Source organism: Arcobacter venerupis, assembly GCF_013201665.1.
Taxonomy (GTDB): domain Bacteria; phylum Campylobacterota; class Campylobacteria; order Campylobacterales; family Arcobacteraceae; genus Aliarcobacter; species Aliarcobacter venerupis.
In genome coordinates this window covers 2362972-2385103 of the sequence record NZ_CP053840.1, presented here as the reverse complement: position 1 = coordinate 2385103, position 22132 = coordinate 2362972, and the positions used below count along the sequence as shown (strand labels likewise).

Sequence of the window (22132 nt, the reverse complement as noted above, 5' to 3'; positions counted from 1 at the left end):
ATAACTATCGTTTCTATTGTTATATTAGTATTTGGAATTTTTATAGCCATTGCACTTCCTCGGAATATAGCAAATCTTTTAAATCTTTTTAAAGATGGATTATTTAGCTTTTTTGCATACTTAAATAGAGAATCTCCAACTGTTCAATTAATAAATATAAATTCAACAGATGAATTTGGAATAATGGCAAAAATAGTAAATGAGAATATAGAAAAAACACAAAAAAGTATAGATGAAGATAGAAAATTAATAGATGAAGCAATCGCTGTTTTAGGAGAATTTGAACAAGGTGATTTATGTCAAAGATTAAATATAAGTGTAGATAATCCAGCACTTATGGAACTAAAAACAGTTTTAAATAAAATGGCAAATAATCTTGAAAATAATATTGAAAATGTGTTAAAAATTTTAGAGCAATATAGTAATTATAATTATTTAAATAAAATTGATAAAAAAAATCTGAAACAACAACTTTTAAAATTAGCAAATGGTGTAAATACATTAGGTGATTCAATCACTGGAATGTTAGTTGAAAATAAATCAAATGGTTTAACATTAGAAAATAGTTCTAATATACTTTTATCAAATGTAGATAAATTAAACCAAAGTTCAAATGAAGCAGCAGCATCTTTAGAAGAGACAGCAGCAGCACTAGAAGAGATTACAAGTAATATTAGAAGTACCACAGAAAATATTGCACAAATGGCTAAACTATCAAATGATGTAACAGCTTCTGCTTCTGAGGGTGAAAGACTTGCTAATCAAACAACAGTTTCAATGGATGAGATAAACAATCAAGTAAACCTTATCAATGAAGCAATAACAGTAATTGACCAAATAGCTTTCCAAACAAATATTCTTTCTTTAAATGCAGCCGTAGAAGCAGCAACAGCAGGAGAAGCAGGAAAAGGATTTGCAGTAGTTGCAGCAGAAGTGAGAAACCTAGCATCTCGTTCAGCAGAAGCAGCACGTGAGATAAAAAGTATAGTAGAGACAGCAACAATAAAAGCAAATCAAGGAAAAGATATTGCTAGTAATATGATAATTGGATATAAACAATTAAATCAAAATATATCACAAACAATAAATTTAATTCAAGATATAGAGATGTCAAGTAAAGAGCAATTAACGGGAATTGAACAAATAAATGATGCAGTAAATCAATTAGATCAACAAACACAACAAAATGCAGCAGTGGCAACTCAAACTCAAGATATAGCTGAAATTACGGATGAAATAGCAAAATTGATTGTTACAAATGCAGATGAAAAAGAGTTTGCAGGGAAGAAAGAAGTAAAAGCAAAAGATATGAATACTAAAAATAATACAAAAACCACTCAACTTACACATAAAAATAACTCAAATAGAAAAAAGAGTATTTCAAGTAAATTAGATGAAGAGGACTGGGAAAATTTCTAACACTTCCCAATTTGTAATCTTGGGCATTAGAAGTTAAAATAATTTTGATAGGAAAAATCCTATCAAAATTTAATTTATAGTAAGTTCAATAGTAACTTCTATACCTTTGTATTTTATATCCTCATAAACTACTTCACAATTTTTGATTAAAAGAGTTCCATTCATATGTTTTGTAATAATTTCTTCTGTCATATAAAGGCCGATTCCTGTACCTTTTGATTGATGTTTTGTTGTAAAATAGGGTTCACAAATTTTATCAATAATATCTTCATCTATTCCTCCTGCATTATCTGTAATTGTTATAAAAGCTGTATTGTCTTTTTTATATGTAGAGATAAAAATCACTTTAGGATTATCTTTATTTTCTAGAGCATCTTTTGCATTATTTAAAATGTTAATTAGTGCTTGAATAAATTCATTTTCAAAATCATATAGTTCAAAATCATTTATATTTTTAATAAAAATAATCTCATGATTTCTAAATTGAGCACCGGTTAATTTAAAAACTTTTTCAAAAACTTTTTTTATACTAAATTTATTTTTAGTTTTGTCTGTGCTAAAGAAGTTTCTAAAATCATCTATTGTATCTGATAAATATAAAGCTGAATTATTTATATTTTCAATTGATTTATCAAAAGTTTCATCGTCAAGAGTGTTGTACTCTTTTTGTAATTTCATACCAGAAGCAACGGTTGTAATAACAGAAAGTGGTTGTCTCCATTGATGGGCAATATTTCCTAACATCTCACCCATTGCAGCCATTTTTGATTGTTGAGATAAAATGTGTTGTTGTTTTTTTATCTCTTGTTTATAATTTTGAAATTTTTTTTCTAATATTTTAGAAATATAAAAAGAAAGAATTAATAAGATTAGAGTTAATACAGAAGTAATTAATAAAATATTTTTTATATTGTTATTGAATTCTTTATTTAGTTGTAAAGTTTTTTCTTCAATTAGATGATTTAAATAGTTATGGTAGAAACCTTTTCCTAAAATCCAACCCCAATTATCCAAAGATTTTACATAACTGGTTTTTGTAAGAGGTATTTCATTATCTAGAATTTTGTAATCATAAGTGGCAAATCCTCCTCCTTTTTTTGCTAAACTTAAGATTCTTTCAAATAATTCAATATCTTCATTAGATGTAAACTTTTGAAAAGATTTATCAACTACATTGTCAACTTTTTGAAAAATAGTTTTATTATTATAATCTAGAATAAAAAAGTAATTATTTTCATTTGTTTTTAATCTTGAGATATATTCTAAAACTTCTTTTTTCATGCTCTCTTCAAAATCCACAACATATTCTCCACTTCCTATAAACCAATCATAAGGTTTAAAGTGAACATTAAAACCAATTTTTTTAAAAGAAGAATTTAAATCATTAGGTTTTGGAAAGTACCAATCTAAAAAAGCTTCGTCTTTTCCTTTTAAACTATTTACAATTTCTCTACCTAAATACATGCCATTTGAGTCTTGAAAATTATAAACACTACTTCCTTCAATTGTTCTATTTATTGGTAATAAAATACATTTATAATCAAAATCATAAATAAAAATATAACCTCGCCCATCGTTGAATTTTATCTCAACAATAGCATCTTTAATCATTTTAATAATTTCTTTTTTTGATTTTGTATTTTTATTTTCATTGTAGATTCTCATAGCAATATTATTTGCTTCATTTACTCTTTCTTTTATACTTTGTTTTAATTTTTCTTCAGTTTTTGCTTGAGTTCTAAGAATTAAATCATATAAATTTTCTACTTCATTTTTTACAAATTCTTGGTTTCTTTTTATAAATTCATTTTTTATAAATTCTTTTTGTTTTTCTAACTCATTTTGTTTTTCAAAATATAAAAATAGGCTAATAATTAAAGAAAGGGAGATTATAAATATTAAAGGGGTATATTTAATGATGTTTACAAGTGATTTTTCATTTTTATATGTCATTTATTTCCTATTTTATAGTTAAATTAATTTTAACACAATTTAAATTTTAATAGAATGATTGTAATCAATGGTTTTATAAAATATAATTATTAATAGGAGAATAAAATGTCAAAAAAAGTTTTAATAACAGGTGGAAATAAAGGTATAGGTTTAGCTGTTTCAAGAGCTATGTTAGAGTTTGGTTATGAAGTAATTATCGTAGCACGTGATTTTGATACTTGTCCAATAGTTGGAGTTAAAAATGTAACGGCTATTGAATATGATTTATCGGATGTAGATGGTTTACCAGCCCTTGCAAAAGAGGTTGGAAATATTGATATTTTAATTAATAATGCTGGTTATATGCAACCAAAATATACTTATAATAACTATCCAAAGGAAGCGAAAGAACACATTATGAATGTGGATTTATATACTCCAGTTGAATTAATGAATATTTTTTGTGAACATATGAAAAAACAAAAATATGGAAGAATTGTAAATACAGCCTCAATTGCTGGACAAATCGGTCATCCAGATGTTTGGTATGGAATTGCAAAAGCAGGACTTATAAATGCTACAAAAATCTATGGAAAAATGTTAGGAAGTCACGGTATAACTGTAAATTGTGTTGCTCCAAGTCCAACTGAAACTGATATGCAAAAAGATAATTCAGAAGAAAGAAAAGCAGAATTCAAAAAAACAGTAGCAACTGGAAGATTCGCAACACCGGAAGAAGTTGCAAAAGCTATTGTTTGGTTAGCAACAGATTGTCCAGAGTATATAAATGGAATTTGTTTAGATATAAATAATTGTTCATATCCTAGATAAGATTAAAAAATAGCAAAAAACTATAGTTTTTTGCTATTTTTATTTCTTGAAAATTTTTATATTATTTAGAATTTTTACGGCAATTAGAGTTAATATAGTTCCCCCAATTATAGATAAACTTATATTCTCTTTCAAGAAAATTACACTTAAAATAATGGCAAATAAAGGAACTAAGAAAATAAAGGAACTCACTTCATTTGTTCCTAGTTTTTCAATTCCTACAAAATATAGAGTTGTTGCAAATGTTGTTGAAATAATTGATATTGAAAGAACATTTAACCAAAAAATCCAATCAAACTCTTTATAATTTATATTTGGCACATCAACAAAAAATACCATAACCATTATAGTTGTAATTACATACATATAAAAGGTAAAAACCATAGGTGAAATTTTTGTAGCTTTTGAACTTACAATTGTAAGAATTGGCCAAAGAATAGAAGCTAATACAAAATAAATATTTTTTTGTGAAAATATTTCCTCATGGGAAAAAGACCAAATATTTAACATTGTAAAAACTCCAAGAGCTCCAAGAATCAAAGCAAAAATATCTTTCTTTTCTATTTTTTTTCCAAAAAATAAAGCCATAATTATAAAGGTATTTATAGGAATCATAGTTGTAACCAATGCACCACCAAGACTTGCTGTTCCAAATTTTGTTCCTAAAAAAAAGCATTTCATATAAGCTATCATTACAACTGATGCCACAAGAACTAAAATAAAACTTTTTAGGTTTATATAAAAACTCTTTTTGGTAAATAATAAAACAGGAAGAAGAGTAATCACTGTAAATATATTTCTAAAAAATATCATTTCATACTCATTTATATAAGCACTTAAAACTTTTGCACTAACCCAAGATAATCCCCATCCTGCCATTGCAAGAAACATAAAGGCATAAAAAATATTTTTGTTTTTTTCGCTCATTTTAATCTTTCTAATTTGATGAAGGATTGTATCAACTAGAGAAGTTATTTGTATAGTAAAAAATTGCTTTTTTGTTTTAGTTGACTTGGTACATAACCATAGGTTTTTTTGAAGGTTTTAATAAAATGAGATTGATCATTAAATCCCAAATTAAAAGCAACTTCTGAAAGGTTCATACCTTTTAATATAAGTTCTTTACTTCTTTCAATTTTTTGATTTAAAATATATTGATGAGGAGTAATTCCAGTTGAATTTTTAAAAATTCTTAAAAAATGGTATTTACTAAGACTTGAATTAAGTGCTAATTCATCCAATGAAATATTTGTTTCTAAACAATCTTTTATATAAGTTATAGAATTTTCAAGAATTATATTATTGTTAAATTTAGGCTCTTTTAAAGTTGTAAAAGTATAGTTTTTTATCAAATAAGATAAGCTGGATATTAAATATGTCTCAACTATCATTTCATCTTCATTTTTTAAAGCACTTAAAAAAAAACTATATAAAAGTTTGTATAAATTCAAATCTTCAATAATATGTTCTGTAAAAATAGGAATTTTTTTTTCAAAAAATATTTGTTCGTAAATCGCGCTTACTAATTCAATTGATGGATAAAAGTTTGTATATTTCCATGAGTTTGAGTTTCCTCCGTGCATTTCTCCTGGATTTATTACTTTGGTTGAATTTTTGTATGATAGATTAATATTATTTTCATGAATAGATTTAAATAAGCCTTCATGGGTTAATCCAATAGTATAAGTATCATGGAAATGTTTTTTAAATTCACTATGTGAATTTGTAACATTTTCAAAAAAAGTATTACTTAAAGATTTTAGTTTCATAATATATTATATCAAGATATGAAAAATAAAATATAGTAGAAAGTTGCTATTTTCAAAAGAAATTTTAATATTTTTTTATTTTATTTGAAGTAGAAGAATGCCCATCTTTCCTTTTATTTGAGTGTTTAAAAAGATAAAATATTAAGAAAAATTATTATAAGATGCGGGCTTTATTTTATTTCAAGGGTTTTAATGTTTAAGAATTTTTCAATTAAGAAAATTTTAGTTTTGTCAGGTATTTTAATATTTTTTGTAGCTTCTATTAATTTAGTCGTTAATATTTTTCAACTCTCATCGGTTGAAAATAAAGTTAAAGAAAAAGAACATGATATTTTACCTTCAGTGTTTAACTTTTTAGAGTTAGAAAAAGATGTAATTCAAGTACAACAATGGCTAACAGATGTTTCCGCAACAAGAGCTGCAGATGGTTTTTCAGATGGTTTTGATATTTCAAAAGAGTATTTTATAAAAGCAAATACTTTACTTGATAAAATGATTCTTGAACATAAAAACAAAAATGAAAGTGCTGATGTAAAAGAGTTAGAAGAGTTTAAAAATAATTTTAATAAATTTTATGAAGTAGGGCTAAAAATGGCTAATACTTATGTGAAATTTGGTCCTGAAGAAGGAAATAAAATCATGGAAGAACTTGATCCTTTTGCTGAAAAACTAACAGATAAATTAGATAAATGGATAAGTGTTCATCTTAAAGAAAATAGTGAAAAATCTGTAGAAATAGAAAATACTATAAACTTTACTCAAAATAACTTAGTTATTTTAGGATTATTTATAATTATTTTAAACTTAATAGTTTTTGTTATTTTAATAAGAAGAATATCTTCTTCTCTTGAAATTTTCCAAGGTGGATTGTTGTCTTTTTTTGCCTATTTAAATAAGGAATCAAAAGTGGTTCAATTATTAGATGATAGGGTTCAAGATGAATTTGGGAAAATGTCAACAGTAATAAATGAAAATATTACAAAAACAAAAGAGATTATTGATTCAGATACTAAATTTTTATCAGAAATTACTGAGGTAGTTAACGAAGTTAAAAATGGGCATTTAAATAAAAAACTTGAAAATAAAGTTCAATCTGAAAGTATGGAAAAATTAAGAGAACACATAAATGAAATGTTATTTAATTTACAATTAAAAGTTTGTACAAATATAAATGATATTTCATTCGCTTTAGAGAAATACTCAAAACTTGATTTTACACATAGAATTAAAGGTTGTAGTAGTGAAGTTACCGTTGGTTTAAATAAACTAGCTGATATTATAAATGATATGCTTGTGGAAAATAAATCAAATGGACTAACTCTTCAAAGTAGTTCAAATATTTTAATGTCAAATGTTGAAACATTAAGTTCATCATCTACACAAGCAGCAGCTTCACTTGAAGAAACAGCAGCAGCATTAGAAGAGATAACTTCAAATATTGCAAGTAATAATAATAATGTAATTCAAATGTCAAGTTATGCAAATGAAGTTATAAATTCAGCTTCTCAAGGTGAAAAACTTGCTAATGAAACTACAACAGCAATGGAAGAGATTAATACTCAAGTAAATGCAATAAATGCTGCAATAACAGTAATTGATCAAATTGCTTTTCAAACAAATATCCTTTCTTTAAATGCAGCTGTTGAAGCTGCAACTGCTGGTGAAGCAGGGAAAGGATTTGCTGTAGTTGCAGCAGAAGTGCGAAACTTAGCATCTCGCTCAGCAGAAGCAGCCCGTGAAATAAAAAATATTGTTGAAATAGCAACGTCTAAAGCAAATGGTGGAAAACAAATAGCAAATAATATGATAGTTGGTTATAAAGAGCTAAATCAATCAATTCTAAAAACTATTGATTTAATAAAAGATGTTGAACACTCATCAAAAGAACAACTTTCAGGAATAGAGCAAATAAATTCAGCTGTATCAGAACTTGACCAACAAACTCAACAAAATGCAAATGTTGCTTTACAAACAAAAGAAGTTGCTCAAACTACACTTTTTATAGCAAATAGAGTTGTGAAAAATGCAAATGATAAAGAATTTATTGGAAAAGATAGTGTAAAAGTAAAAGTTATAGATAAACAAGGAAATATACAAATATAATAAAAGCTAAATTCTACTAGATTTTTTACTTTATGGTATAGTAATGGGTGTTGGAACCCATGGCTATATCAATTACTTCTTTTTTTAATCATATCAATAATATTTTTCTTGGTTTTGTTCCTGTTTATATACACTATTTTTTAGAATAAAAAAGGTTTAAAATGAAAGATTTATTAAAACAACTGTGGTTTCAAGTAATGTTAGGAATGATTGGAGGAATTGTTTTAGGTCTTTTATTATCTCCAAGTGCTTTTGCTTTAGTTGATGAAAAAATTGCTTTTGCTATAGCTCCTTGGGTTGCTTTATGTGGAAATATTTTCTTAGCACTTATAAAAATGATTGTTGTTCCTCTTGTAATGAGTTCAATAATATTAGGGATTACAAGTGCTGGAAATGTGGATATTTTAAGAAGTTTAGGCCTTAAAATTGCTCCATATTTTGTTCTTACAACTATGGTTGCAGTTACTTTAGGTATTTTCATAACTTATCTAATTCATCCAGGAACTTATGTTTCAAGTGAGATAATAAATCAAATTGCAACAACATCAGTTCCAGTTGAAAAAACTGTTTTAAATCTTTCTATACCTGATATGATAGTTGGACTAATTCCAATAAGTACAGCAAAAGCTGAACTTGATGGAAATATTTTAGCCTTTGTAATCTTGGCAATATTCATAGGCGTTGCTTTGATGAATATTGATGATGAAGATGCAAGACCAATGAAAGATTTAGCAAAATCAATGCAGGCTTTTTCTATGAAAGTAGTAGATTGGGCTATGAAACTAGCACCTTATGCTGTATTTGGACTTTTATGTAATATTACTATCAAGATTGGTTTTGATGCCATATCTTCTATGTCTATGTATGTTTTAACGGTAATTTCAGGATTGTTATTGCTTTTATGTTTTTATTTGACAATTGTATATTTTGTTGCAAACATAAAACCCTTTGATTTCTTGAGTAAAATCAGAGAAGTTCAATTAATGGCTTTTTCAACTTCAAGCTCAGCAGCTGTAATGCCATTATCAATGAAAACAGCAGAAGAGAAACTAAATGTTCCAACAACTATTTCAAAATTTGTAATACCTTTGGGAGCAACTGTAAACATGGATGGCACAGCAATTTATCAAGTATGTGCAGCTATTTTTTTAACTCAACTTTATGGACTTGATTTATCTTTAGTTGAAGTAGTAATTTTAGCTTTAACAACAGTTGGAGCTTCTATTGGAGCTCCAAGTACTCCAGGAGTTGGTATTGTTATCCTTGCTACGATTTTACAGGGAATTGGAGTTCCAGTTGAGGGAATTGCACTTATTTTAGGAGTTGATAGAATTCTTGATATGTGCAGAACCACAATAAATGTTACAGGAGATTTAACTGCAACTTTGGTTATGAAAAAGCTAACAGGTTTTTCAAATACAAGTGAAAAAAGTGCAAATAATTTGGTTCAAGCGCAAAAGTAGTATTTAATACTATTTTTTTAAATAGGTAAATATAAATAAAGCAATAATAGTCAAAAGTATAAAAATATTTGAAAAGAGAAGTATTATAAAAAATATTAAAGCTAAAAGAACTGAGCAATATTTTAAAAATCCTTTTTCAAAAAGTACAATTGCAGTTATAAGTCCAATAATTGCATTTGCAATAAAAAATCCATCTGCAAAAGCTACAAGATTATCTAAAGTTAAAATATTAAAATATACAAAAACAAGAGTCATAATATAAATCATAGATAATAGATTTAAAGCACCAATTGGCGTATTATTTGCTAGATGTTTTGAGGTATAAGTAGTTAATTTTAGTGATGATATAAGTCGTGCAACTCCACCAACAAATAAAATCAAAGTTCCAACACATAAAACTAAAGATATACTTGAAATTATTACATTTGAGTAAGATTTAAATAGAGGTTCAATTAACCAAAGCAATTTAAATTTTTCACTTGTTTTATTTGGAAAATCTCCAAAAGATATTGATAGGCACATTAAAATATAAACTGTTGATACAATTATTGCTGAAAATATTACAGCATTTGTGAGGGTTTTTGTCTCTTTAACTTCATTTGAATAGTTTCCAATTACTTCCCATCCAACAATAGCCCAAAAGGCTAAAATAAATGAATAGCCAATTTGCGATAACTCTAAAGAGGGAATAACAAAAGTAAAATTTGTAGTATTTAATAAAATATTTATACTTGAAATAAAAAATATTAATGTAATTGCAGAACTAACAAATAACATCAATTTTCCAATGAAATCAATTTTTAATAAAAGTAAAATATAAGTAATTATATAAACATAAAATCCCAAATTTACTATTGATTCATTTGGAAAAAAAGGTTTGATAAATTGTGCTGCAATTAACAATACCGCAACTGGTCCAAAAAAAACTGCACATATTAAATAAAAAGAGGTTAAAAGTTGATATTTTTTACCTAAAGCCTCTTTTGTTGCAAGGGAAACTCCACCATCTCCTGGATAAATGATTGCTAGTTTTCCAAAAACAAGGGCAAAAATAAAACCTAAACTTAATATCACGGCCCAAATAATTAAAGAGTAAGTTCCTATCATATTGTAAAGCAAGGGAGGAAGAAGTATCACTCCTGAGCCTAAAATTGGTCCAATTATAAGCCCTGAAAGAGTAAAGGTATTTAATTTTTTATTTGTTTGAATCAAGTGTAGTTTTCTTTCTGAATATTTTAATATTATTTAATATTTTTACAGCAATTAAAGTCAAAATTGTACCTATAATTATTGAAATATTTACTTGTTCCTTTAAGAAAATAACACTTAAACTAATGGCAAAAAATGGTACTAAAAATAGAAATGAACTTACTTCATTTGTACCTAGTTTTTCAATCCCAACAAAATATATTGAAGTGGCAAAGGTTGTTGAAATAACTGCTACACATAAAATATTTGCCCAAAAAATCCAATCAAAACTTGCATAAGGCATTTTTGTAGGTTCTACAAAAAATATTAAAAGTAAAATAGTCATAAATGCATACATATAAAAAGAGAAAACTAAAGGTGAAGTTTTTGTCGATTTTGAACTAATAATTGTAAATATTGGCCATAAAACAGAGGCAATTAAAAAATACATATTATGAATTGTAAATATTTGTTCAACTGAAAAAGACCAAATATTTAAAATAGTTAAAACCCCAATAACACCAATTATCAGTGCAAAAACATCTTTTTTTGTCATTTTTCTACCAAAAAACAAGGCCATAAAAATAAAAGTATTTATAGGAATTAATGTTGTAACTAATGCTCCACCAAGACTTGCAGTTCCAAATTTCACTCCTAAAAAGTAAAATTTTAAATAAACAATCATTACAAGAGCTGCAATAAAAGCTAGAAAAAGGCTTTTTTTATTTGTGTGAAAATACTTTTTTGTAAAGATTAAAAAAGGAGCAAGGGTAATCATCGTAAAAATATTTCGTAAAAACATCATCTCATATTCATTTACATATGAGCTTAGCACTTTAGCATTTACCCAAGATGCTCCCCAGCCAGCCATTGCTAAAACCATCATAAAATAAAATATATTTTTGTTTGTTTGTGTCATTTAAAATCTTTTGTAATAATATGGTGGAATAGTATTAAAAATACGTAATTATTTATAGAATAATATTGCTATTTTTTTGAAATAAACTAGGAGTGTAACCAAAATATTTTTTGAAATTTCTTGTAAAATGAGATTGGTCATTAAAACCAACTAACATACAAGCTTCACTAATTGTTTTACCCTTTTGTATTAAATGATTTGCTCTATTTAATCGTTCATTTATTATAAATGAGTGAGGTGTTAAACCCATCTCTTTTTTGAAAACACGTAAAAAATGGTATTTGCTAAGATTACAGTTATCTGCTAATTTATCAAGACTAATATTTTCATCTATACAGTCATTTATTAGCTCTAATGATTTTTTCAAAACAATTTTATTCTCAAACATTTTGTCATAAACTTTTGTATAAGAAGTGAAATTTATGATTAAATAAGATAAAGCATCAATAAGATTTGACTCAATAATCATATCATTTTCTTTTTTGAAAAAAGAGTCAAAGAAGTTATGAAATTTAAGAAATAAAAATTTGTCATTTATAATATAGTTTTCAAAATATGGAACTTTTTTTTCAAAAAATATTTGTTCATATAAATCGCTTAAAAGCTCAATAGTTGGATAAAAATTTGAATGAGACCAATCTTGTGAAACTCCACTATGAACTTCATTTGGATTATTTACTCTAATTGAATATTTGTAAAAATCTAAACTTCTATTTGAGTTATATGTTTTTATAACTCCATTATATGTGATTCCAATAGTATAGGTATCATGGTAGTGTTTTGAGAAGTTTTCATTTAGATGTTTTACATTTTCAAAAAGCGTATTTTTTAATAATTTAGTCATTAAAAGATTATATCAAAGTAATAGTTTAAAAAAATATAATAAGTGTATTATTTTAGTAAAAAGAAAAAAGCATTTAAGCTTTTTTCTTTAACATAATAAGAATTACTCCAATAATAGCTGCAATAAAAGAAGCTGCAAAAACTCCTAATTTAACTGCTGCAATAACTGTTTCATCTGTAAATGCAAGATGAGTGATAAAAATTGACATTGTAAAACCAATACCACCTAAAAAACCAACTGCAACTACATCATACCATGAAATATCATCTGGTTTTTTAATGATTCCAATTTTTGTAGCTAAGAAAGTAAATCCAAAAATACCGATTGGTTTTCCAAGAATTAATCCCAAAACTACTCCTAAAACTATCATCATATTTGCTGATATTGTTGAAAAATCTATTAATACACCTGCATTTGAAAATGCAAATAAAGGCATAATAAAAAAGGCAGATAAACCATGAAGATTATGTTCTAATTTTACAAGTGGATTTTGAACCTTATCATAACTGTGTGCAATTTTTTCAAGAGCATTAATTTGATGATGATTCAAAATAGGAACATCATCTATGTTTCTTTCAAATTTATCCAGCGAATTTCTCGTTTTTTCAATAAATCTATCTTCATTCATTTTTGAGCTAATAGGAATTGCAAAAGCTAATAAAACTCCAGCAATTGTTGCATGAATTCCAATTTCATGGATAAAAATCCATAAGAAAATACCTAAAATTAAATAAGGTAAAAGCTTTTTTACACCTAAATAATTTAAAAGCCAAATTAGAGCATAAGTAACACCAGCATGTAAAAAATATTCAACTTTTATTTCACTTGTATAAACAGTGGCAACAACTAAAACAGCTCCTAAATCATCAACAACTGCAAGTGCAACTAAAAAAAGTTTAAGTGCTGGGTTTACTCTTGTTCCTAATAACATTAAAATTCCAAGAGCAAAAGCAATATCTGTAGCCATTGGAATACCAAATCCTAATGGATTATCTGTATTTAAAGCAACATAAATTAGTGCTGGAACTACCATCCCTCCAATAGCTGCAATAATTGGAAAAGCAGCTTTTGAAACAGATGAAAGTTCACCTATTACCATTTCTCTTTTTATCTCAAGCCCAACCATTAAAAAGAATAGTGCCATAAGGCCATCATCAATCCAATAAGTTAAACTCATAGAGATTGATTTTTCTCCTAAGGTCATTCCAAGTTGCATATGCCATAAATCATAATAGGCTTGACCTAAACTTGAATTTGCAACTATAACAGCAGCAACAGTTGCAAGAAAGAGTAAAATACCACTTAATGCTTCTTTTGAAATGAAATCTTCTAATAATAAAAATTTCTTAATCATATGTTTTCCTTGAGTAAACAATTTTTACAAATACCTTTTATGATGATATTCTCAATTTTATATTCAGGTAGAAAAAAGTCCAATTTTTCATGAATACACTCAATTTTTGAACATGAAGAACAAATAAAATGTGAATGTTGAGTTTTTTTGATTTCAAAATATCTTTTTTTGTCATTTGATTCAAAAGAACTAATTAGATTTTCTTCTTCAAAAATAGTTATATTTCTATAAAAAGTTGCCTTATCCATTGAAATACTATCTTTCATATCTTCATACGATAAAGGTTTATTAGAACTAATCAACAGTTCTAAAATTGATTTTCTAGCACTTGTTAGCTTGATATTTGTAATGTTTGTTAAGTTTGTTATTTTATCCATAGTATTTATTATAGCAATTTATTTTTAAATTTACTTTTACAACTAAGTTGCGATAAAGAGAAAATTAATTAGAATTGCCAAACTGCAACAAGGTTGCAAAAAAAAATCAGGAATTTATATTGAAAAAAATTGTATTAATCTTTATATTTTTAATTTCATTTTTATACGCTTCAAAACCAGAATTATCTGTAAGTATTTTACCTCAGAAATATTTTGTTGAAAAAATAGTTAAAGATAAATATGAAATAAATGTTATGGTAAAACCAGGTGCTTCTCCACATACTTATGAACCAAAATCTTCACAAATGAAATCATTAGTTGCTTCAAAAGTTTATTTTTATACGGGAGTCTCTTTTGAGCAAGCTTGGTTGGATAAATTTAAACAAAACGCTCAAAATACTCTTTTTGTAGATGCTACAAATGGAATTGATAAAATGCAAATGGTAGAAGATGAACATCATCATGAAGAAGAAGGGCATGATCATTCAGGTTTGGATCCACATGTTTGGTTAGATCCTATTTTAGTAAAAACTCAGGCAAAAAATATCTATGAAACAATGATTAAAATTGATTCTTCTAATGCAGATTTTTATAAAAAAAATTATGAAGAATTTTTAAAAGAGCTTGATGTTTTAAATGAGAATATTAAAATAATTTTAAATCCGTACAAAGAAAAACCATTTATGGTATTTCATCCATCTTGGGGATATTTTGCTAAAAGATATAATTTAGAAGAAATTTCTATTGAAATTGAGGGCAAAGAGCCAAAACCTAGTGAATTGGTTCAACTAATTCAAAAAGCAAAAGAACATAATATAAAAATTATCTTTGTTTCACCACAATTTTCACAAAAAAGTGCAAAAGCAATTTCAAAAAATATTAAAGCAAATATTTTTGAAATAGATCCTCTATCTCAAGATTGGGAACAAAGTATGTTAGATACAGCAAATCAAATAGTAAATAGTTATAAATGATAAAATTTATTTTAAGTTTATTACTTTTTACAACTATTCTTTTTGGATGTTCTTTATGTTCTATGATAACTCCAAAAACACACGTTGACACACAAATCAAAGCAGATAAAGAATATATCAAAACTTTGAGAATAAACTGGACTTTTGCAGATGATTTTACAAAACAGTTAATGCAAATTTATGATACAAATTTAGATGGAAGTTTTAATGAAAAAGAGCTAGTTTTAATTCAAGCATCTTTGGTTGATTATTTAGAACAAAAACATTTTATTACAGCTATTTCTTATGGTAAACAAATAGACTCAAAATCAAATGATTATGAAGTTAAAGATTTTAAAATGAATTATAAAAACTCAACTTTGAGTTTTACTTATAATATTGATTTAAACTATAAGATTTATGATAAAAATATTTTACAAATAAAAATTGTAGATGATCAAAATTATTTTGATATAGTTTTTAATCCTAATAAACAGTTAATGAGTATACCTTATAAAATTATAGAAACTTCAAATATAAATGATGTGAGTTTTCAAATAGATGCTCCACAATTGCCAGAACAAGAAGACGCACCAAAAGCAGAAATTGTAACACCTGAAATAAAAAAAGTTGAAGAAAAAGTAGAAAATAAAGAGTCACAAACTCCTGTAAATACTCAAATCCAAACTCAAAATATTTTAGAAAAATTTACACAAAATATAAAAAAATATTTAATAGCAATTCAAAAAGGTGAAGATAAATCTGCCTTATTCTTTTTATTAATGGCCTCTTTTTTATATGGAGTTATTCATGCTTTTGGACCTGGTCATGGAAAAGCTTTGGCATTTTCATATTTTAGTTCTCAAAAAAGCTCTGTTTTTCAAGCTTTAATAATTTCTCTTGCTACGGCATTTGTTCATATTCTTGGGGCTTTAGGAATAGTTTTATTTTCAGTTTTTGTTTTACAAAGTGTTTTAAATAGATTTATGCAAGATTCAGTTTCTTATATTACAAGTTTTTCAGCCTTGATTATTATGCTACTTGCAATTTATATTTTATATAGAAAGTTGAGCAAAAAATCATGTGGTTGTTGTTGTAGTGTGGATTTAAAAACTACAAATTTCACAGCAGTTTCTTCAAATATGAACTTTGTAAAAGCAGCTTCAAATATACCTGTAATTAAACCTATTAGAACTAAGAGACAAGATTTAATTTTTGTTCTAACAGCTGGAATAATTCCTTGTCCAGGTACTGTTTTACTTTTTGTTTATGCCTTTTTATTAAAAACATATTTTGCAGTTATACTTGCAAGTATTAGTATTAGTTTTGGAATGGCATTTGTGATTTTTTTATCTTCATTTTTAGGAGTTTCTTTAAATAAGGCATCTCGTAAATCAACAAAATTGGTAAATATATTAGAAATAGGTTCACCAATTTTTATGTTTGTTTTGGGATTATTGTTATTTTTAAATGCTAATAAATTCTAATTTTTTATCAAAGCATCTTTATCATGTGATGATATTGATGTTTTGATACTTCTAAAATAGTATTCTTTTTAAATCCTATTTTTTCATATAAAGCTAGAGCTTTTGGATTTTCTAAATCCACTAAAAGTGAGACTTTTTCAAATCCTAACTCTTTAGCTTTTTTTTCAATAAAAACAAATAACTCTTTTGCTATTCCTTTTCCTTGAAAATTTTCATTAACACTAACTGTATCAATATAAAACTCATTTTCAAAACACTCTTTATCAAAAGAGTCTAGGAAAATATTTTTAGATTTTAGATGTTCTAAAATTGGCTCATCCAACTTTTTTACATCATTTGAATTGTAAGCTAGGATTAATCCTACTGTTTGATTTTCTATTTCGTAAAGCCAAATATTTTTATAACTTAATCTATTTATATCCATCATTATATATGAGTCTAAAGTTTCTAATATTTTTGATTTTTCATCTTCACCTGTTAGTGTATTTGCAATATTATGAATTGCATCTAAAATCAGAGTTGAAATATTTGAGATATTATTTTTGTGTGCTTGTTTTATCATTTGGTTTCTTTTAAATAAATTTATGAATTATATCCTATTAAACTAACAGATAATTAATAGATATTCTCTAAAATGTTCCCATTGTAAAATTGGAGAAAATATTGAAAGCTGTAAAAATTTTAGTCTTAGAAAGTAATGATAGTTCAATCTCTCAAATTATTGAAATTTTAGAAAGTAATGATTTTTATGTGGATATTTGCTGTAATAACAATGAGTTTTTGGAGTGTATCTATAATAATTTATATGATTTATATTTAATAAATATTAATGAAAAATCACTTCCAAGATTTCAACTAATTAAGCTTTTAAATGATTATAAAGATATTACAATGAAAATGGTAATTGCTTCAATTCCAAATATAATAAAACCCTCTTTTTTATCTGGCTGTGATGAGTGCGTAATTAGAAATATAGATGAAGATGAAATACTTTTAAGAATAAAAGCTCTTATTAGAAGACAATATAAAGTATATACAGATTCTATAGTTTTAAAAGAAAATACTAAATATGAAATTTTTAGTAAAAAAGTATTAAAAAATAAAGATGAAATAATATTAGGAGATAAAGCTTTATTAATATTAGATTATCTATTAAAATTCAGAGGATATTATGTCTCAACGCAAAGTTTAGAAAAAGGAGCATATCCTGCAAATAGCAACTCTAAAATGGGAGTAATTCGTTTTCATATTCATAAAATTAGACAACTTTTAGGTAATGATATTATAAGCTCAAGCCGTGTAAATGGTTATAAAATAAATATCAAATAAACTTCTTAATCCTCTTAAAATAATAAAAATTTCACAAACGAACAATTAACAAAGTAGCATTAAAATAGCAGCTGCATAAGCAAATAAAAATATAGGGAGGATTTGGGTATGTTTGATTACCCCATTTTTGAGATGCCTTTTATAGGTCAAAGAATGTTAATGGCAATAAATGCGATTATACATGTTTTTGTATCTCATGGAGGAGCAGTTGGTGGATCTGTAGTACTTGCAGCAATGGCTTGGTGGGCAAATAAAAAGAACGATATGGCAGCATATAATTTAACATTTAAAGTTGTTATGGTTTTCTTTATTATTTCTACTTCAGTTGGAGCATTAACAGGTGTTGGTATGTGGATACATGCGAATATTTTAAGTCCGAATGCAATTGGTGGATTAATTAGAGTGTTTTTCTGGAAATGGTTTATAGAGTGGATTGTATTTAACTTTGAAGTTGTACTTTTACTTTTACTATTTATGAGTTGGAAGAAAAATCAAACAAGTGTTGAAGGAAGAGCAAAAACTGTAAGAATCGGTGTTTATTATGCCATTTCTTCTTGGTTAACAATGGCTATTATTACGGCTATTTTAGCATTTATGCTTACTCCAAATTTTGATGGACAACCTTGGGTTGACCCTGAAGTTTACCCTGGGAATGTAAACTACAACAATGCTTTATTTAATCCAACTTGGTGGCCATCACTTGCTTTTAGAACATTTACATCTATTGCTTTTGCAGCAGCTCTTGCAATCATGTGGACTTGGATAATTGCAACTTTTTCAAAAAATGAAGAAGATAAAGAAGCAAAAGCTAGACTTGTTAAGTTTTTAGCAGGAATTATGATGATAACTGTTCCTTTAAGTGCAGTTTTTGGTTATTGGTATTACACAGAAATCCCAGCAGCTGCGCTTGCTATGATTCCAACAGCTGTTATGACAAGAGCTTTTGAAGATAGATTTGATTTAATGTATCTTATGGCTATTGGAGTTGGTGGTTCAATCGTTATTACAACTATTATTGCATATTTTTCACCAAAAAGAATGCCTTATATTGCAGCTAGTTTAATGGTTGCAGGATTTTTGATTCTTTGGGGATATGAAGAAAGAGTAAGAGAGTTTATACGAAAACCATTCTTAATTTATAACTATATGTATTCAAATGGAATTAGAACTACAGATGTACCATATTTAAATAAAGTTGGTATTTTAAAACACGCAGTTTTTTTAGATGAAGATAAAAAAGTTGTAAAAGAAGATAAATCAAATATTCTGGAAGTTGGGAAATCAATTTTTCAAATAGAGTGTCGTATCTGTCACACTAATAATGGTATTAATGGACTAAAAGGATTAACAGCTGGTTGGTCACATGATGCTATTAGAAATAGACTAAATAATCTTCCAGGTGGTGGAACACCTTATATGCCTCCATTTGTTGGAACTGAAGCTGAAAAAGATGCACTTGCAGCTTATATTAAATCTATAAACGCTAAAGGAGTTATAAAATGAATTGGAAATTACCATTTGATATTCCATTAATTACACCAACTTTAGGATTACCTTTAGAGTTTTTTAGTATTTTAGGAATTATAGTTTTTGTTGTTCATATCTGTTTTATTTATATGTTAATTGGAGCTTCAACTGCTTCTGTTATTTATAATATTATGGGAGTATTTAAAAAAGATTCAAATTATGACAAGTTTGCCTATAGAATGACAAACTACACAACAGTTTCAGAAAATATGGGTGCTTTATGGGGAGTTGCTCCATTACTTGTAATTTCTGTACTTTTTACTGGATTTTTTTATACAGCAATTTTAAAAGTTAGTCCGCATATTTTACATATTATTTATGGAAATATTATTGCCTTTTTACTTTCATATGCGTATAAATTTTCTTGGCATGCTTTAGAAAATCATAAAGGTTTTCATATAACAATAGGAATATCTGCTGTTTTAGCATTTTTTACACTTCCTTTTGTATTTATGTCAATGACAAATCTTTATATGCAACCAGAATTATTTGCAACTATAAATAATATTTGGGACATTATGTTTACGCCAGTTACTGGTTTTAGACTTTTAAATTTTTTCCTAACAGCATTTATGGCAACAGGTGTTGTTATGATATTTATTGGAGCTAGATGGGTAAAAAAAGGAGATGTTGAAATTGGAAAAATTGCAATTAGCCAAGGTAAAAAATGGTTTTTACTTGCAACTCCTTTAAATATAGTTGTAATGCCTCTATTGCCATTTGTATTTACAGCAAGAATTAGTGAAGCTTTAATGCATACGGGATTTATTTATTTACCATTTATCTCTTCAATACTTTTAATTATTGCATTTTTATTTGTATTAAGTAAATTCAAAGATGAGATTGTAACTCCTCAATCAGCAATAAGAGCTATTGCATTGGTATTATTATCAATTTTTTTAATGGCAACAACAAGAGAGGGTGTAAGAGTTGTATCTTTTGCTGAGCCACTTGCTCTTCAAGCCCAAGCTACATCAGAGTTTATGAATGCTTCAATTGCTGAGTATAAAAAATATAAAGAAGAGATGGCTAATAAACCAGTTCTTGATTTAACTAATCCAGTAACTTTAGCTGAATCAAAAGGGTGTTTAGCTTGTCATAGTGTGGATATGAAGTTAGTTGGACCTTCATATAATGAGGTATCAAATAAAGAAAGAGACAAAGATGTCTTAATTCATTCTATTCAATATGGAAGTGCAAATAAATATGATGTTATTCCTATGCCTGCACAAGATGTATCAGCTGAAGAAGCTCAAATACTTGTAGATTGGATTCTTTCTTTAAAAGATGCCAATAAATGAGAATAGTTAAAATTTTTTTTCTATTAGTGATATTAAAAGAGGTGGTTTTTGCCACCTCTTTTTCATTAGAATCACTTGAAAAAGGCAAAGTAAACGTTGTTGCCTTTGTCACTTCTTGGTGTCCTATTTGTATTAATACAAATGATTATTTAATCTCTTTATCTCAAAATAATAGTGGAATTTCTGTTTTCCTACTTTTTGTGGATGAAGATATTCCAAGTTCAATAACTCAAACTGCTAATTTAAAACTTAGTTCAATTTCTTTTAATGATTCAAAAAAGTTTGGAGTGACTCAAAGTGTTCCTTATATTTTGATTTTTGATAAAAAAAGTGAACTTGTAAAAAAATATCATACTTTTAACGAAAATCTGATTAGTAAATTGATTAATAATCTAAAAAATGACTTATATGAAAATGGTACTTTAGCACCAGAACAAAGGATAGATTTATGGCAAAAAAACAGATTTTAGCTCCTACTTTGTTAGTTACATCTTGTTTGTATATTCTATTTCCATGGTTGAGTTTTAATAATGTACATTTATTGATGTTTAACTTTGAATTTCATAGATTTGAATTTTTCTTTATGGCTTTTGAGGCTTCTACTCATCAACTTATTTATATAATTGTTGCATTATTTGTTGGATTATTATTAGGATTAAACTTAACAATTTCAAGATTTTTTTGCGGATACTTTTGCCCCTCATCAATAGCTTCTGCTATTGCTTTAAAAATTAAAAATCCATTTATACATTTTTTTACAATTTTATGTTTTGCTTTTGTTTTGGCATTTTCAACCATTTCATATTTTACATCGGCTTTTGATTTACTTTTAAATTTTACAAAATTTGATATGAGTTCAATTTTTGTGGGTATTTTAACTACAGCATTTACAAGTATTTTTTTAGTTTTTCGTGCTTGGTATTGTTCAATTTTATGTCCATACTTTTTTGTAAGTGCAATTTTACCCCAAGAAGAAAAACAAACCTTTGAATTTTTTGACAAAGATAGTTGTATCAGTTGTGAAAAATGTGTAAAAAATTGTCCTATTGATGACCTTGATATAAAAGAGGGTTTTGATATAAGATGTGTTCAATGTGGACTTTGTGAAGTAGCTTGTGAAAGTGTAATGGAAAAATTTAATAAAACATCTTTGATTACAAAAAAGTTTAAAAACAGAAATATTTTTAGAAGTTTCTCTCAAAATGCCTATATTTTAGGAATTACTATTTTAGTATTGATGATAGTTTTGATTTTTTATATTTTAGATAGTTCATTTTTGGATAACTGCTATTTTGTAAATAAGAGTCTATATAAATAAATGGTCAAATCCTATTAA

The 22132-nt window shown here is 26.5% G+C and carries 19 protein-coding genes and 1 pseudogene; 11 read left to right on the top strand and 9 right to left on the bottom strand.

The window, feature by feature from the left end:
- Positions 1-87: 87 nt before the first annotated feature.
- Positions 88-1419: pseudogene (locus tag AVENP_RS16115) on the top strand (methyl-accepting chemotaxis protein); the annotation flags it as partial.
- Positions 1420-1488: 69 nt separating this feature from the next.
- Here the strand turns inward: AVENP_RS16115 and AVENP_RS11830 are convergent.
- Positions 1489-3372, bottom strand: a complete 1884-nt coding sequence (locus AVENP_RS11830; protein WP_128359097.1) for a sensor histidine kinase — start codon at positions 3370-3372, stop codon at positions 1489-1491.
- A gap of 105 nt (positions 3373-3477) precedes the next feature.
- On the opposite strand from AVENP_RS11830, the gene AVENP_RS11825 reads away from it, so the two are divergent.
- Positions 3478-4182, top strand: a complete 705-nt coding sequence (locus AVENP_RS11825) for an SDR family NAD(P)-dependent oxidoreductase (protein WP_128359096.1) — start codon at positions 3478-3480, stop codon at positions 4180-4182.
- Between the two features lie 39 nt (positions 4183-4221).
- Here the strand turns inward: AVENP_RS11825 and AVENP_RS11820 are convergent, their stop codons facing one another.
- The gene (locus tag AVENP_RS11820) at positions 4222-5109 is read right to left on the bottom strand and encodes a DMT family transporter (protein WP_128359095.1); all 888 of its coding nucleotides are present in this window, start codon (positions 5107-5109) and stop codon (positions 4222-4224) included.
- 44 nt (positions 5110-5153) lie between these two features.
- Positions 5154-5951 carry an AraC family transcriptional regulator gene (locus AVENP_RS11815; protein ID WP_128359094.1) on the bottom strand — a complete coding sequence of 266 codons (798 nt, stop codon included), beginning with the start codon at positions 5949-5951 and terminating at the stop codon, positions 5154-5156.
- A gap of 192 nt (positions 5952-6143) precedes the next feature.
- Between AVENP_RS11815 and AVENP_RS11810 the strand changes: the two genes are divergently transcribed.
- Positions 6144-8054, top strand: coding sequence for a methyl-accepting chemotaxis protein (locus AVENP_RS11810; RefSeq protein ID WP_128359093.1), 1911 nt, complete (start codon positions 6144-6146; stop codon positions 8052-8054).
- A 161-nt stretch (positions 8055-8215) separates the two neighbouring features.
- Positions 8216-9517, top strand: a complete 1302-nt coding sequence (locus AVENP_RS11805) for a dicarboxylate/amino acid:cation symporter (RefSeq protein ID WP_128359092.1) — start codon at positions 8216-8218, stop codon at positions 9515-9517.
- A 9-nt stretch (positions 9518-9526) separates the two neighbouring features.
- On the opposite strand, the gene AVENP_RS11800 is transcribed toward AVENP_RS11805, so the two are convergent.
- The 5 genes from AVENP_RS11800 to AVENP_RS11780 all read right to left on the bottom strand — a co-directional run bounded on the left by AVENP_RS11800 (position 9527) and on the right by AVENP_RS11780 (position 14199).
- Positions 9527-10729 (bottom strand): APC family permease, encoded by a 1203-nt coding sequence (locus AVENP_RS11800; protein ID WP_172664301.1) that lies wholly within the window; start codon positions 10727-10729, stop codon positions 9527-9529.
- Positions 10713-11624: a DMT family transporter gene (locus AVENP_RS11795; protein ID WP_128359090.1), complete on the bottom strand. Its 912-nt coding sequence runs from the start codon at positions 11622-11624 to the stop codon at positions 10713-10715. The genes AVENP_RS11800 and AVENP_RS11795 overlap by 17 nt, the downstream gene beginning before the upstream one ends.
- A gap of 52 nt (positions 11625-11676) precedes the next feature.
- Positions 11677-12468 carry an AraC family transcriptional regulator gene (locus tag AVENP_RS11790; RefSeq protein ID WP_128359089.1) on the bottom strand — a complete coding sequence of 264 codons (792 nt, stop codon included), beginning with the start codon at positions 12466-12468 and terminating at the stop codon, positions 11677-11679.
- 73 nt (positions 12469-12541) lie between these two features.
- Positions 12542-13822 carry a Na+/H+ antiporter NhaA gene (gene nhaA / locus AVENP_RS11785; RefSeq protein ID WP_128359088.1) on the bottom strand — a complete coding sequence of 427 codons (1281 nt, stop codon included), beginning with the start codon at positions 13820-13822 and terminating at the stop codon, positions 12542-12544.
- Positions 13819-14199, bottom strand: a complete 381-nt coding sequence (locus tag AVENP_RS11780; protein WP_128359087.1) for a Fur family transcriptional regulator — start codon at positions 14197-14199, stop codon at positions 13819-13821. The genes nhaA and AVENP_RS11780 overlap by 4 nt, the downstream gene beginning before the upstream one ends.
- A gap of 119 nt (positions 14200-14318) precedes the next feature.
- Between AVENP_RS11780 and AVENP_RS11775 the strand changes: the two genes are divergently transcribed.
- Positions 14319-15173 (top strand): metal ABC transporter solute-binding protein, Zn/Mn family, encoded by an 855-nt coding sequence (locus tag AVENP_RS11775; RefSeq protein ID WP_128359086.1) that lies wholly within the window; start codon positions 14319-14321, stop codon positions 15171-15173.
- Positions 15170-16639 (top strand): HoxN/HupN/NixA family nickel/cobalt transporter, encoded by a 1470-nt coding sequence (locus AVENP_RS11770; RefSeq protein WP_128359085.1) that lies wholly within the window; start codon positions 15170-15172, stop codon positions 16637-16639. Before AVENP_RS11775 ends, AVENP_RS11770 begins: the two co-directional genes overlap by 4 nt.
- Before the next feature lie 7 nt (positions 16640-16646).
- On the opposite strand, the gene AVENP_RS11765 is transcribed toward AVENP_RS11770, so the two are convergent.
- Positions 16647-17201: a GNAT family N-acetyltransferase gene (locus AVENP_RS11765; RefSeq protein WP_128359084.1), complete on the bottom strand. Its 555-nt coding sequence runs from the start codon at positions 17199-17201 to the stop codon at positions 16647-16649.
- A gap of 101 nt (positions 17202-17302) precedes the next feature.
- On the opposite strand from AVENP_RS11765, the gene AVENP_RS11760 reads away from it, so the two are divergent.
- The 5 genes from AVENP_RS11760 to AVENP_RS11740 all read left to right on the top strand — a co-directional run bounded on the left by AVENP_RS11760 (position 17303) and on the right by AVENP_RS11740 (position 22114).
- Positions 17303-17968 (top strand): response regulator transcription factor, encoded by a 666-nt coding sequence (locus AVENP_RS11760; protein ID WP_128359083.1) that lies wholly within the window; start codon positions 17303-17305, stop codon positions 17966-17968.
- A 108-nt stretch (positions 17969-18076) separates the two neighbouring features.
- Positions 18077-19471: a c-type cytochrome gene (locus AVENP_RS11755; RefSeq protein WP_128359082.1), complete on the top strand. Its 1395-nt coding sequence runs from the start codon at positions 18077-18079 to the stop codon at positions 19469-19471.
- On the top strand, positions 19468-20796 hold the full coding sequence (locus AVENP_RS11750) for a c-type cytochrome (protein ID WP_128359081.1): 1329 nt from the start codon (positions 19468-19470) through the stop codon (positions 20794-20796). Before AVENP_RS11755 ends, AVENP_RS11750 begins: the two co-directional genes overlap by 4 nt.
- Complete coding sequence (locus AVENP_RS11745) at positions 20793-21266, top strand: TlpA family protein disulfide reductase (protein ID WP_128359080.1); 474 nt, start codon at positions 20793-20795, stop codon at positions 21264-21266. Before AVENP_RS11750 ends, AVENP_RS11745 begins: the two co-directional genes overlap by 4 nt.
- Positions 21245-22114: a 4Fe-4S binding protein gene (locus tag AVENP_RS11740; RefSeq protein WP_128359079.1), complete on the top strand. Its 870-nt coding sequence runs from the start codon at positions 21245-21247 to the stop codon at positions 22112-22114. Before AVENP_RS11745 ends, AVENP_RS11740 begins: the two co-directional genes overlap by 22 nt.
- Positions 22115-22132 lie beyond the last annotated feature (18 nt).